At 61.0% G+C, this 13,461-nt stretch carries 8 protein-coding genes; 1 reads left to right on the forward strand and 7 read right to left on the reverse strand.

The window, feature by feature from the left end; all coding sequences use genetic code 11:
- The first annotated feature begins 914 nt into the window (after positions 1 to 914).
- On the forward strand, positions 915 to 3,656 hold the full coding sequence (gene mgtA, locus BLS87_RS32205) for a magnesium-translocating P-type ATPase (protein WP_074759262.1): 2,742 nt from the start codon (positions 915 to 917) through the stop codon (positions 3,654 to 3,656).
- A gap of 260 nt (positions 3,657 to 3,916) precedes the next feature.
- On the opposite strand, the gene BLS87_RS32210 is transcribed toward mgtA, so the two are convergent.
- The 7 genes from BLS87_RS32210 to folK all read right to left on the reverse strand — a co-directional run bounded on the left by BLS87_RS32210 (position 3,917) and on the right by folK (position 13,456).
- A complete protein-coding gene (locus tag BLS87_RS32210; RefSeq protein ID WP_074759205.1) occupies positions 3,917 to 5,095 on the reverse strand; it encodes an acetyl-CoA C-acetyltransferase in 1,179 nt (392 codons plus the stop codon).
- A 195-nt stretch (positions 5,096 to 5,290) separates the two neighbouring features.
- Positions 5,291 to 6,160, reverse strand: a complete 870-nt coding sequence (locus BLS87_RS32215; RefSeq protein ID WP_074759207.1) for an oxygenase MpaB family protein — start codon at positions 6,158 to 6,160, stop codon at positions 5,291 to 5,293.
- Positions 6,161 to 6,459: 299 nt separating this feature from the next.
- Positions 6,460 to 8,397, reverse strand: coding sequence for an acetate--CoA ligase (acs, locus tag BLS87_RS32220; protein WP_074759209.1), 1,938 nt, complete (start codon positions 8,395 to 8,397; stop codon positions 6,460 to 6,462).
- Between the two features lie 251 nt (positions 8,398 to 8,648).
- On the reverse strand, positions 8,649 to 10,313 hold the full coding sequence (pgi, locus tag BLS87_RS32225) for a glucose-6-phosphate isomerase (protein WP_074759211.1): 1,665 nt from the start codon (positions 10,311 to 10,313) through the stop codon (positions 8,649 to 8,651).
- 282 nt (positions 10,314 to 10,595) lie between these two features.
- Positions 10,596 to 11,447: a pantoate--beta-alanine ligase gene (gene panC, locus BLS87_RS32230; RefSeq protein ID WP_074759213.1), complete on the reverse strand. Its 852-nt coding sequence runs from the start codon at positions 11,445 to 11,447 to the stop codon at positions 10,596 to 10,598.
- Positions 11,444 to 12,244, reverse strand: a complete 801-nt coding sequence (gene panB / locus BLS87_RS32235) for a 3-methyl-2-oxobutanoate hydroxymethyltransferase (protein ID WP_074759215.1) — start codon at positions 12,242 to 12,244, stop codon at positions 11,444 to 11,446. The genes panC and panB overlap by 4 nt, the downstream gene beginning before the upstream one ends.
- 738 nt (positions 12,245 to 12,982) lie before the next feature.
- Entirely contained in the window at positions 12,983 to 13,456 is a 474-nt protein-coding gene (gene folK / locus BLS87_RS32240; protein WP_074759217.1) for a 2-amino-4-hydroxy-6-hydroxymethyldihydropteridine diphosphokinase, read from the reverse strand.
- Between the last annotated feature and the right edge of the window lie 5 nt (positions 13,457 to 13,461).

Consider the following 13,461-nt stretch of genomic DNA (forward strand, 5'->3'; position numbering starts at 1 on the left):
GTTGGAAGACTCACGCCCAGATCGGGCAGACCAAGGTGTCTGACTGCCGCGAGACCTGTAGGAGCTGCTGGAGGTTACGACAGTGGCGAATGCGGTGGGACAGGTACATCGGCGGTGACCGACACGCCGCTTTCACTGCCCTCGTAACCTCGGACGTCTCCCACAGGAACAGCGTCGGCCCACTCATCAGTGTCCAGGCTTCAGATTTTAGGGAAGCGACTCGTTGCACAGACAGATGCGCGGCGTTCCGACCTGTAGCCGGCTCGCTGGCGATTGCGATAGATCAAGCGCTAAAAAAGGGATTGCCCTACCGCAGCCCCTGTAGGAGCGCGCTTGCCCGCGAATGCGATTTATCTGAAAAAAACAGGTCGCCTGATACACCGCCATCCCGGGCAAGCGCGCGCCTGCAATGGCCGTTTTTTACCCATTCCTGAACCTTTCCTGAAGCCCCGCGCAATAGTCCTGGCAGGCGCGTAATGGCCGTTTACACTCCTGAAAGCCGGGCGTATTCTTCGCCCGTTTTCAACCAATGCGGAGACCCACAGTGGGTACTTGTTCGAGTGACAGACGTCAGCCGGTTTCGATGACCGGCCCATTCTCGGCGAGTTAACGCGCAGTCATTTTGCTGCCGTTCGCTCGCCGACAATCGCGAGAAACGGCAGTGCTTTTACTCCCGTAGCAGTCCTGCATACCGGTGGTGGCGTCCTTGAGGTCGCGACCACCGGCGAGCAGGGCCGTTGCAGATGGAGCGCCCTGTCCCCTTCCTGACGTTACACCCGCGCGGCCTTCACGGTCGCGGGCCATACCTTGCGTGTCGTTCCTTGCGGAGCTTCACGTGCGGTCGGCCGTACCTGCCTGGGCCTTTTAGTCGTCAGCCCTTCAGTCCAGGGGACACAGCCATGAAGTTCACCACCCTGAAGCTCGCCCTCCTCAGAGAGTTTTTCGCAGGCTTTCTGCGCACCCGTCATTTTGGCCGGCACTTTCGCCGGCTGGCGATGCTCGACAGCGTGACCGACGCCACCGTCAGCCGCGAAGTCCCGCCAACGCTGGCGCAAACCTTGACCCGGGGTGCGACCAGCGACGTATCCGAACTGCTGACGCGTCTGGGCAGTCATGCCGAAGGCCTGACCGAAGCCGAAGCCCTGGCGTTGCGCGACCAGCACGGCCTGAACGAAGTCGAGCACGAACAACCGCTGCCGTGGTGGGTGCACCTGTGGCACTGCTACAAGAACCCCTTCAACCTGCTGCTGACCTTGCTCGCCTTCATCTCGTGGCTGACCGAGGACATGAAAGCCGCCACCGTGATCTTCTCGATGGTGGTGCTCTCGACGCTGCTGCGTTTCTGGCAGGAGACCCGCTCCAATCAGGCAGCCGATGCGCTGAAAGCCATGGTCAGCAACACCGCGACCGTGATGCGTCGCGCTGAGGTATCGCAGGATGACGCGCAGGCCAACGGCGGCGGCAAACAGCGCATCGAATTGCCCATCAAGCAATTGGTGCCAGGCGACCTGATCGTGCTGTCGGCTGGCGACATGATCCCCGCCGATTGCCGCGTGCTCAGTGCCAAGGATCTGTTCGTCAGTCAGGCGGCGATGACCGGTGAATCGATGCCGGTGGAAAAATTCGCGCGTCGGCAGGAGGGCGATACCGGCAACCCGCTGGACCTGGAAAACATCCTGTTCATGGGCACCAACGTGGTGTCGGGAGCGGCGACCGGGGTGATTCTGGCGACGGGCAATCACACCTATTTTGGCGCCTTGGCTCAACGGGTCAGCGCCACCGACCGCGCGCCGACGTCCTTTCAGGCCGGGGTCAACAAAGTCAGCTGGTTGCTGATCCGCTTCATGTTCGTGATGGCGCCGCTGGTGCTGTTCATCAACGGTTTCACCAAGGGCGACTGGATGGAGGCGTTGCTGTTCGCGCTCTCCATCGCGGTCGGGTTGACCCCGGAAATGCTGCCGATGATCGTCACCTCAACCTTGGCCAAGGGAGCGGTCTTTCTGTCGCGCAAAAAAGTCATCGTCAAACGCCTGGACGCGATCCAGAACTTCGGCGCCATGGACGTGCTGTGCACCGACAAGACCGGCACCCTGACACAGGACAAGATTTTCCTGGCCCGGCATGTCGACGTCTGGGGCGATGAGTCCGACGACGTGCTGGAAATGGCTTACCTCAACAGCTACTACCAGACCGGCCTTAAGAATCTGCTGGATGTGGCCGTGCTTGAGCACGTGGAAATCCATCGTGAACTGCGGGTCGGCACCCACTTCAGCAAGGTCGATGAAGTGCCGTTTGATTTCACTCGGCGGCGCATGTCCGTGGTGGTGCAGGAGCAAGGGCAGGCGCATCTGCTGATCTGCAAAGGCGCGCTGGAAGAAGTCCTGGCCGTGTGCAAGCGCGTGCGTCACGGCGAAGTGGACGAAGCGCTGACCCCTGAATTGCTGACGCGCATCATGCAGGTCACGGCTGAATTCAACGACGAAGGGCTGCGTGTGGTGGCAGTGGCCGCGCGTTCCATGGAGCAAGGGCAGGATGCTTATGGACTGGCCGATGAAAGCGACCTGACGCTGATCGGGTATGTCGCGTTTCTCGATCCGCCCAAAGAAAGCACCGCGCCTGCACTCAAGGCCCTGGCCGAGCACGGCGTCGCGGTCAAAGTGCTGACCGGCGATAACGAGCGTGTGACCGCCAAGATCTGCCGCGAAGTGGGGCTGGAGCGCCAAGGTCTGCTGCTTGGTGGCGATGTCGAGCGCATGAGTGATGCCGAGCTGGCGGTGGCGGTGGAAACCACCAACGTGTTCGCCAAGCTGACCCCGTCCCATAAGGAACGCATCGTTCGGCTGCTCAAAGCCAACGGGCATGTGGTCGGGTTCATGGGGGACGGAATCAACGATGCGCCTGCGCTGCGGACCGCCGACATCGGCATTTCCGTGGACAGCGCCGTGGACATCGCCAAGGAAGCGGCGGACATCATCCTGCTGGAAAAGAGTCTGATGGTGCTGGAAGAGGGCGTGCTGGAAGGGCGTCGTACCTTCGCCAACATGCTCAAGTACATCAAGATGACGGCCAGTTCGAACTTCGGCAACGTGTTCTCGGTGCTGGTGGCGAGTGCGTTCATTCCGTTCCTGCCGATGCTGCCGATGCACCTGCTGGTGCAGAACCTGCTGTACGACATTTCGCAGATCGCCATTCCGTTCGATAACGTCGACGAAGAATTGCTGAAAAAACCACAGCGTTGGCAGCCTGCGGACGTTGGGCGTTTCATGATGTTCTTCGGGCCGATCAGCTCGATCTTCGACATCACGACCTTTGCGGTGATGTGGTACGTGTTCGGTGCCAACACCCCAGAGCATCAGACTTTGTTCCAGTCGGGCTGGTTTGTGGTGGGGCTGCTGACTCAGACGTTGATCGTGCACATGATCCGCACACCGAAGATTCCGTTCCTGCAAAGCCGTGCGGCGATGCCGTTGATGGTGATGACCGGGGTGATCATGGTCGTCGGGATCTTCCTGCCGATGGGCCCGCTGGCGCACTACTTCAAACTGCAGGCGCTGCCACCGCTGTACTTCGTCATCCTGCCGCTGATTTTGCTGGCGTATGTGGGGCTGACGCAGGCGGTGAAAGGGTTCTACGTGAGGAAGTTTGGTTGGCAGTGATGTTTGAGCGGTGTGATCGTGCCCACGCTCCGCGTGGGCACGCATTCCTTGACGCTCCGCGTCGCTCGCGCGGTGACGCGGAGCGTCCGGGGCTGCATTCCCACGCGGAGCGGGGGAACGATCAACACGGATTGCTTTTGATTCTGGCCGGAGGCCGTAGGAGCGCGCTTGCCCGCGAATGATTTGGGTCAGACACCAAAACTATGTCTGATTCACCGGCCTCTTCGCGGGTAAGCGCGCTCCTACAAGAGCCTTCGTGTTTAACGGGCCAACGCCAGCGCCACGCCTTGACCACCACCGATGCACAAGGTCGCCAGACCTTTCTTCGCATCGCGTTTGATCATTTCATGCAGCAACGTCACCAGCACGCGGCAGCCCGACGCACCGATCGGGTGGCCGATGGCGATGGCGCCGCCGTTGACGTTGACCTTCTCCATGTCCCAACCCAGCTCTTTACCCACCGACAGCGATTGCGCGGCGAAGGCTTCGTTGGCTTCGATCAGGTCCAGCTCGTCCAGCGACCAGCCGGCTTTGTCCAGGCAGCGGCGGGTGGCGCTGACCGGGCCAATGCCCATGATTGCCGGGTCAACACCGGCGTTGGCGTACGCCGCAATGCGTGCCAGCACCGGCAAGCCCAGTTCTTCGGCCTTTTTCGCGCTCATCAGGATCACGGCTGCTGCGCCGTCGTTCAGCGACGAAGCGTTACCGGCCGTCACGGTGCCGTCTTTCTTGAACGCGGGTTTGAGTTTGCCCAGCGACTCGGCAGTGGTGCCGGCGCGCGGCTGCTCGTCGGTGGCGAAGGCAATCGGGTCACCTTTGCGCTGAGGAATCAGGATCGGGGTGATTTCGTCAACGAAGCGCCCGGCGTCAATGGCGGCAGCGGCTTTCTGTTGCGACGAGGCGGCAAACGCGTCCTGTGCTTCACGGCTGATGCCGTACTTTTCAGACAGATTCTCGGCGGTGATGCCCATGTGGTAATCGTTGAAGGCATCCCACAGACCGTCACTGATCATGGTGTCGACCATGGTCGCGTGGCCCATTCGCAGGCCGGTGCGTGCACCCGGCATGACGTAGTTCGCCAGGCTCATGCTTTCCTGACCGCCCGCGATGATCACATCGGCGTCGCCACAACGAATGGCCTGGGTGCCGAGGTGCAAAGCTTTCAAGCCCGAGCCGCAGACCTTGTTCAGGGTCATCGCAGGCACGGCGAACGGCAGACCCGCCTTGATCGACGCCTGGCGCGCAGGGTTTTGACCTGCGCCGGCCGTGAGCACCTGGCCCATGATCACTTCGTCGACTTGCGCAGGGTCCAGGCCGGTTTGTGCCAACAGCTGACGAATGACCGCCGCGCCCAGGTCAACGGCAGGAATGTTCGCCAGCGAACCCTGGAAACTGCCCACCGCGGTGCGGGTTGCGGCAACGATAACGACGTCTTGCATGGTACGAATCCTCACTGTTGTTGGTTTAGCCGCCGGGACCGGACTAAAAGCTGAAGAGAAAGACGGTCCGGGACAGCGGAATCAAGGGCGCACATGGTGGCATGAATGACGGGGGCAATTTAAGCCCTCTGTCGTTTTGCTTCATGCGGCCCAGACACAAGCCTTGCTCCTACAGAAAAGAGGAGGTGGCATCATTCACAGCACACCCATCCGCCGTCTGGCCCGATGAACCGAGGCATTGCGCACCGCCCAGCGCAGAACCGGCGCGGTGCGATTCACGCCGGCACGGATCATTTTGCGCTTGAAATCGCCCATCTGGATATCAAACAGGTCGCCGGCAAATCCGGGCAGCAAGTCCATCCCGGCCCGCATCATCAGGTTGCCCATTGGCTTGGCCATGCGACTGGGGGCCGGTGCTCCCTGCAAAATCCGCAGCACTTCGCGTGTACGTGCATCGCACCGCAATTGCGGGCGCATGTTCTCCAGATATCGGGCGATGTCCTGCGCCGATCGTGGCACCTGTTGGGCACCGAGGCGTTCGGCAACCAGCGCGGTTTCGGCGTAGTACCGATCCTGATCCTCAAGTGACAGCCCCGGGTTCAGGTAGCGCAAGTGCGCCGCCATGAAGCTGCTGACTTCCGCCACATGCACCCATGTCAGTAACTCCGGATCGTCCGCGGCGTACACGCTGCCGTCCAGGGTGGTGCCGCTGATCTGCGAATGAATGCTACGCACCTTGTCGATCAGCCAGTTGGCATCGTGGGTGGAACCAAAGGTCGTGCCCGAGATGAACTGACCGGTCCGCCGCAGACGGCCGAGCATGTCCTCGCGAAAGTTTGAGTGGTCCCACACACCGGCCAGCACGCGCGGGTGGAGCATCTGCAGCATCAACGCGCAGATGCCGCCGATCAGCATGCTGGGAAAGTCGCCGTGCACCTGCCAGCACACCGCCTGCGGCCCGAACAGCCCGGGATCGCCCTTGGGGTTCTCCATGTCGAGCTGACCCAAGGCCAGACCGGTCATGCTCATGACCTGGGTTTCGATGCGTGTGCGGATGAATTCCATGGGTACTCAATTGAATTGTCTGACGCCTGTGTGGGTGGCGTCTCAGGACTGTAGGAGCCGGCTTGGTGCGGGCCGCGTTCGGACGAATGCGGTGGATCAGCAACATTGATGCTGAGTCACACTCCGCATTCGCTGCCCTCGTAACCTCGGACGTCTCCTACAGGGATCGGGTTGATGCGCAAACTTGCGCTCAAACCTCAAACCTCAAACCTCAGACCTGTGGGAGCCCTCAAACTTGTGGCCAGCAAGCCGGCTCCTACACGTCCGCGCTATGCTGGCGATAGGCAAGGGGCCGTGATTCAGGTGTTCAAGCGCTTCTCGATCAAACCCTCCACCACGCTCGAGTCCGCCAGGGTCGAAATATCCCCCAGGCTGTCCAGTTCGTTGCAGGCGATCTTGCGCAGGATGCGCCGCATGATCTTCCCCGAACGGGTTTTCGGCAAGGCCGGGGCCCACTGAATCAACTCCGGTTTGGCAAAACTGCCGATTTCTTTACTGACCAATGCCAGCAGATCCTTGCGCAACGCGTCGTCGGGCTCGATCCCGGCCATGGTCGTGACGAACGCATAAATCCCCATGCCCTTCACATCATGGGGATAACCGACCACCGCCGCCTCAGCCACGCTGTCGTGTAACACCAGCGCGCTTTCGACTTCGGCGGTGCCGATCCGGTGGCCCGACACGTTGATCACGTCGTCCACACGACCGGTGATCCAGTAATGCCCGTCCTGATCGCGGCGCGCGCCATCGCCGGTGAAGTAATAACCGGGATAGGGTTTGAAGTACGTCTCGACCATGCGTTTCTGGTCGCCGTACACGCCCCGGATCTGACCGGGCCAGCTGGCCTTGATCGCCAACAAACCGCTGGTGGCGCCTTCGAGCTCCTTGCCCTTGTCGTCCAGTAACACGGGTTGTACCCCGAACATCGGCTGGGTCGCGCAACCCGGTTTCAGTGGCGTGGTGCTGACCAGCGGGGTGAGCATGATGCCGCCGGTTTCGGTCTGCCACCAAGTGTCGACGATGGGGCAACGCTCTTTCCCGACCTTGTGGAAGTACCATTCCCACGCTTCCGGGTTAATCGGCTCACCCACAGTGCCGAGCACGCGAAGTGATTCCCGGCTGGTGCTTTCCAACGGTTTCGGGCCCTCACGCATCAGGGCGCGCAAGGCCGTGGGTGCGGTGTAGAAAATGTTCACACGGTGCTTGTCGATGACCTGCCAGAAACGCGAGGTGTCCGGGTAGTTCGGCACGCCTTCGAAAATCAGCGTAGTGGCGCCATTGGCCAGTGGGCCGTAGACGATATAGCTGTGGCCGGTGACCCAGCCGACATCGGCGGTGCACCAGTAGATCTCGCCATCGCGATAATCGAACACGTATTTGTGCGTCATCGCTGCCTGCAACAGATAACCGCCGGTGGTGTGCAACACGCCTTTGGGTTTCCCCGTGCTGCCAGAGGTGTAGAGGATGAACAACGGGTCTTCGGCGTCCATTGGCTCGGGCGGGCAATCGTCGCTGGTGCCGTGCATGGCCTCGTGATACCAGATGTCACGGCCCTCAACCCAGTCCACCTCGCCCTCGGTGCGTTTGACCACCAGCACGGTGCTGACGTCGGGACAGCTTTGCAGTGCTTTATCGACGTTCTGTTTGAGGGGCACGTACTTGCCGCCGCGCACGCCTTCGTCGGCGGTGATCACGGTCTGGCAATCGGCGTCGAGGATTCGGTCGCGCAATGCGTCAGGCGAAAACCCGCCGAACACCACCGAATGCACTGCGCCGATCCGCGTACACGCGAGCATCGCGTAAGCCGCTTCCGGAATCATCGGCATATAGATGCACACACGGTCTCCTTTCTTGACCCCACGTGCTTTCAGCACATTCGCCAGGCGAGCAACGTTGTGGTGCAGCTTCTTGTAGGTGATTTCGGCCGACTCTGAAGGGTTATCGCCCTCCCAGAGGATCGCCACTTGATCGCCACGCTTTTCCAGATGGCGATCAATGCAGTTGTAACTGACGTTCAGCTGGCCGCCTTTGAACCAGGTCGCAGTGCCGGTCTTGAGGTCAGATTGCTGAACCTCATTCCAGGGTGTCGACCAGTCGAGGAATTGTCTGGCCTGCTCGGCCCAGAATTCATCGGGCTGTTCAATGGATTGCCGATAAAGCCGCTGATAGTCGTCTGCGCTCAGTTGGGCAGCCTTACGGGTGGCGTCGGCGTGGGGATACTTGCTGAGATCGAACATGGCGTCTCCCTTTTGTTTTGCTTGCGGCATGACATCAGAGTAGTCCCTGACGTCAGGGTTCGATCTGGACGCAATACCTGTAGGAGCGAATTCATTCGCGAATCGGCCGTACGGGCGATACATCTCTATTGCCTGAACGGTTTTCGCGAATGAATTCGCTCCTACAGAGGATTCGTTGTGTAACCCCAAAAAACACAAAACCCGCCGCCTCTTTCGAGGGAGCGGGTTTCGAGGTGTTGCCTGAGGCAGGATCAGCCGCGGTGACGACCGCGGAAGTAATTGATCAGGCCTTGGGTCGAAGCGTCTTCTGCCGGGGTTTCTTCAGTGCCCACAAGGCGACTGTAGACGCCCTTGCCGAGCTCTTTGCCCAGTTCCACGCCCCACTGGTCGAAGGCGTTGGTGCCCCAGACCACGCTTTGCACGAACACTTTGTGCTCGTACATTGCCACGAGTGCACCCAGACGACGAGGGCTGATGCGTTCGCAGACGATGGTGTTGCTCGGACGGTTGCCCGGCACGACCTTGTGTGGCGCGACGCGCTGAACTTCGTCTTCCGACAAGCCCTTGGCCCGCAATTCAGCCTCGGCTTCTTCGCGGGTTTTGCCAAGCATCAGGGCCTGACTCTGCGACAGGCAGTTGGCGTACAGCCACTGATGGTGGTCGGACACCGGGTTGAAGCTGACGATCGGCACGATGAAATCGGCCGGGATCAGTTGGGTGCCCTGGTGCAGCAACTGGTGATACGCGTGCTGACCGTTGCAACCCACGCCACCCCAGATCACAGGGCCGGTGTCGGTGTTGACCGGCACGCCGTCCTGGCGAACGCTCTTGCCGTTGGACTCCATGTCCAGCTGTTGCAAATGCTTGGTGATGTTGCGCAGGTAGTGGTCGTACGGCAGGATCGCGTGGCTCTGCGCGCCCCAGAAATTGCCGTACCAGACACCGAGCAGACCCAGCAGCGCTGGCATGTTCTGTTCAAATGGCGCGTTCTGGAAATGCTGATCCATGGTGTAAGCACCGGACAGCAGTTCCTTGAAGTTGGACATGCCGACGGCTAGGGCGATGGGCAGGCCGATGGCCGACCACAGCGAGTAACGACCGCCCACCCAGTCCCACATCGGGAAAATGTTTTCTTCGCGAATACCGAATGCCACCGCCGCTGCGTTGTTGCTCGATACCGCAATGAAGTGACGGTACAGCTCGGCTTCCGAACCGCCCTGCGCCAGATACCAGGCCCGGGCCGCCGTCGCGTTCTTCAGGGTTTCCAGCGTGCTGAACGTCTTGGAGGAGACAATGAACAACGTGGTTTCAGCGCGCAGCTTGCTGGTGAGCTCGTGCAGTTCGGTGCCGTCGATGTTCGCCAGATAATGGCAGCGAACGCCTTTTTGCGCGTAGGACAGCAGCGCTTCGGACACCAGCTCAGGACCGAGGAAGGAGCCACCGATACCGATGTTCACCACGTCGGTGATCGGCTTCTCGGTGTAACCGCGCCACAGGCCGTCGTGGATACGGCCGACCAGATCGGTGATCTGATTCAGTACCTTATGCACTTCCGGCATCACGTTGACGCCGTTGACCAGCAGCTTGTCGCCTACCGGACGGCGCAGCGCGGTGTGCAGCGCCGGACGGCCTTCGGAGGCATTGACCAGCTCGCCGTCATATTGCGCCTTGATCGCGTCTTTCAGACCCACTTCGTTAGCCAGATTGACCAGCAACTGGCGAGTCTCTGCAGTGATCAGGTTTTTCGAATAGTCGAGAAACAGCCCGGCGCTGCTGAGGGTGAATTCGCTGAAACGCTGCGGGTCTTCGTTGAACGCCTCACGCATGCTGAAATTCTGCATGGCTTTGCGGTGATCGGTGAGCGCCTGCCAGGCGGGCAGGGTGGTGACGTCATGAGGAGTGCGGTAGTACGCCATCGCTGCGGGTTTCCTTGTACTTGAACTGCCTTTGGACACTGAAAAACCAAGGCGGGATCGAATGCATGCGTTCGCCGAAGCCTAACCTCCGGACGGGCCGATGTCTGCGCCTTGCTTTACCTTTGCTCGGTACTTTTTCTCACAAGGTAGTGTCGCCTGTCTCAGGCGACCTGTACCGGTATGGCATTGCTCGTGTGGCTAAGTTCATTGCCGAAGCCTTTTAGCGCAAGCGCGTGCTCGGGCTAGTGAGCATAGTTGCGAATAGCTGCCTTGTGCTCCCTGTCACTGCTTGGTCAGGTGCAAATTGTCGATCAAACGGGTCTTGCCCAGGAACGCTGCGCCCAGGACCACCAGATCATGGTCGTCAGGGGTGGCGGGGCGCAGGGTCACGGCTTGGCGAATCTCAAGGTAGTCGGGGCGAAAGCCTGCGGCTTCGAGCGCTTTCTTGCCGTCGTCCAGCAGTTGAGCATGGTTCTGTTCGCCGTTGTGAAGGGCCTCGCCGATGTGGGTGATCACGCGATACAGCGCAGGCGCAGTGGCGCGCTCCGCTTCGGTGAGGTATCCGTTGCGCGACGACAGCGCCAGGCCGTCAGCGGCGCGAACGGTCGGCTCGCCGATGATCTGGATCGGCATGTTCAGGTCGCGCACCAGCGCACTGACCACGGCCAGTTGCTGAAAGTCTTTCTGGCCGAAAATCGCGATATCAGGCTGAACCATGTTGAACAGCTTGCTGACGACGGTGGACACGCCGTCGAAGTGACCCGGCCGGCTGCCGCCACACAGACCTTCCGACACCACGGGCACACGGACGATGGTCTGATCGGCCATGCCGTGCGGGTACATCTCTTCGACGGTTGGCGTGAACAGCAGGTGGCAACCGGCTTGCAGGAGCTTTTCCTGGTCGGCTGCCAGCGTGCGCGGGTAGGTGGCCAGGTCTTCGTTGGGCCCGAACTGCAGCGGGTTGACGAAGATGGTCGCCACCACGAAGTCGGCGCGTTGAGCGGCCTTGGTGACCAGCGCGGTATGGCCGCTGTGCAGGTTGCCCATGGTGGGCACCAGGGCGATACGTTTGCCTTCGCTGCGGGCGCGTGCGACGGCGGCGCGCAGTTCGCGCACCGTTTTTACTGTGTTCATGCCGAGAATCCGTGTTCTGGAGCAGGGAAGCTGACGTCTTTGACGGCGCTGACATACGCGGCGATGGCCGACTGGATATCAGGCTGACCGGCCATGAAGTTCTTCACGAACTTGGGCACGCGGCCGCTGATCGACAGGCCGAGCATGTCATGCAGCACCAGGACCTGGCCGTCGGTGGCGCTGCCGGCGCCAATGCCGATCACCGGAACTTTCACCGCGTGGGTGATTTCCTGCGCCAGGTCGCTCGGTACGCATTCCAGCAGAATCATGGCCGCACCGGCCTGTTCCAGGGTGATGGCGTCGGCGCGCATCTGACGCGCCTGAGTTTCCTGACGGCCCTGCACCTTGTAACCGCCGAGCACGTTCACCGCCTGAGGGGTAAGCCCCATGTGCGCGCACACCGGGATACCGCGCTCGGCCAGCAGCCGAATGGACTCCGCAAGCCATGCCGCGCCTTCGACCTTGACCATGTGCGCGCCAGCCTGCATCAGCATCGCGCTGTTGGCGAAGGTCTGTTCGAGGGTGGCGCAGGACATGAATGGCAGATCGGCGAGAATCAATGCGCCCTGATTGCCGCGTTTGACGCTGGCAACGTGATAAGCCATGTCGGCCGTGGTGACCGGCAACGTGCTGTCATGCCCCTGCAGGACCATGCCCAGCGAATCGCCGACCAGCAACACTTCAACGCCGGCCTGGCTGGCGGTGTGGGCGAAAGTTGCGTCGTAGCAGGTGAGCATGGTGATTTTTTCACCTTTCTGCTTCAGGCCCAGCAGGGACGTAACGGTGATATCTGGCATGAAAAAGTCCTCATTCAGGCGCTGTGAACACGACGGCGAGCAACGCGTGATTCATTCTGCAAACGCAGGCACATCGTCGTTTCGCGATGTTTGCAAAGACCTGTTTGGCGCCTATAGACCGGTAGTCCGGCTTCGGGACGCTTATCTTCGTGAGGAGGGGGCGGGAAGTCAATTCCGGGTGTTACCGGTTTGAACAGGATGTTACCGGAGGGTAACCGCTGCAGGGCGTATGTCAGAACCATGCTGGGCGTAATGCCGAACTGTAGGAGCGTGGCTTGTCCCGCGATCTGGCGCGCAGCGGCAGTGAATCCTGCAAACACGATCAGCCTGGCACACCGCGCTGGATGATTTCAGGACCGCTGCGCGCTCCATCGCGTCCGTCGTAACCTCCGAATGCTCCCACGCCCTCCGGGCAGGAGCGGGATTGCGGTCTGCCCCACCCCTCCGGGCAGAAGCGGAGTTGCGATAACCGCTGGGTCGCGATCTGACGGTCTATCGTCTGTTATTGATTCTGGCCGGAGGCCGTAGGAGCGCGCTTGTCCCGCGATCTGGCGCGCAGCGGTAGCAAAATCAGGCGACTCGGTTGTCCTGACACACCGCATGCACAGGTTTTGCTGCCGGTTCCCGGCAGATCGTCCGAGTGCGGCCCAGAGCAAGCGCGCGCCTACACCTTGCGCTCTAGGGGGAGGCTGCGCATGTGATTTGAGGAAGACAGCTAATACGCCCTGCGGACTGAAGTTAGAGACGCTCCAGCCCTTCGAACGGGCATGCAGCCAGCAAACCATCCAGCGCGCGGCCGTCGGCGAGGGTGATCCCCGGCGCCAGCTCAGCCAGCGGATAGAGCACAAAGGCCCGCGCCTGCATGTGGTAATGCGGCACTTTCAGGCGAGGTTCATCGATCAGGCGATCGCCAAACAGCAGGATGTCCAGATCCAGCGTGCGAGGCCCCCAACGCTCCAGGCGTTCACGGCCCTGACCGTTTTCGATGGCTTGCAGCGCATCCAGCAACGCCAGAGGTTCAAGCGCCGTGTCGAGGGCGGCGACCGCATTGGTGTAACGCGGCTGGCCCGGCAGCAAGGAATCGCTGACATAAAAAGAAGAAACGCCCGACAGGCGGGTGTGGGGCAGTTGCCCAAGCGCTTTGAGCGCTTCGCGCAATTGCTCGGCGGGGGCGGCCAGATTGCTGCCCATGCCGATGTAGACACGTTCCATGCCCG

The sequence above is a fragment of the Pseudomonas abietaniphila genome, from assembly GCF_900100795.1.
Classification (GTDB): domain Bacteria; phylum Pseudomonadota; class Gammaproteobacteria; order Pseudomonadales; family Pseudomonadaceae; genus Aquipseudomonas; species Aquipseudomonas abietaniphila.

Excerpts from the sequence above, each read along its gene's own strand:
- panC (WP_074759213.1), bottom strand. The coding sequence starts at position 11,447 with ATGAACACAGTAAAAACGGTGCGCGAACTGCGCGCCGCCGTCGCACGC.
- folK (WP_074759217.1), bottom strand. The coding sequence starts at position 13,456 with ATGGAACGTGTCTACATCGGCATGGGCAGCAATCTGGCCGCCCCCGCC.
- BLS87_RS32215 (WP_074759207.1), bottom strand. The coding sequence starts at position 6,160 with ATGGAATTCATCCGCACACGCATCGAAACCCAGGTCATGAGCATGACC.
- pgi (WP_074759211.1), bottom strand. The coding sequence starts at position 10,313 with ATGGCGTACTACCGCACTCCTCATGACGTCACCACCCTGCCCGCCTGG.
- panB (WP_074759215.1), bottom strand. The coding sequence starts at position 12,244 with ATGCCAGATATCACCGTTACGTCCCTGCTGGGCCTGAAGCAGAAAGGT.
- BLS87_RS32210 (WP_074759205.1), bottom strand. The coding sequence starts at position 5,095 with ATGCAAGACGTCGTTATCGTTGCCGCAACCCGCACCGCGGTGGGCAGT.
- acs (WP_074759209.1), bottom strand. The coding sequence starts at position 8,397 with ATGTTCGATCTCAGCAAGTATCCCCACGCCGACGCCACCCGTAAGGCT.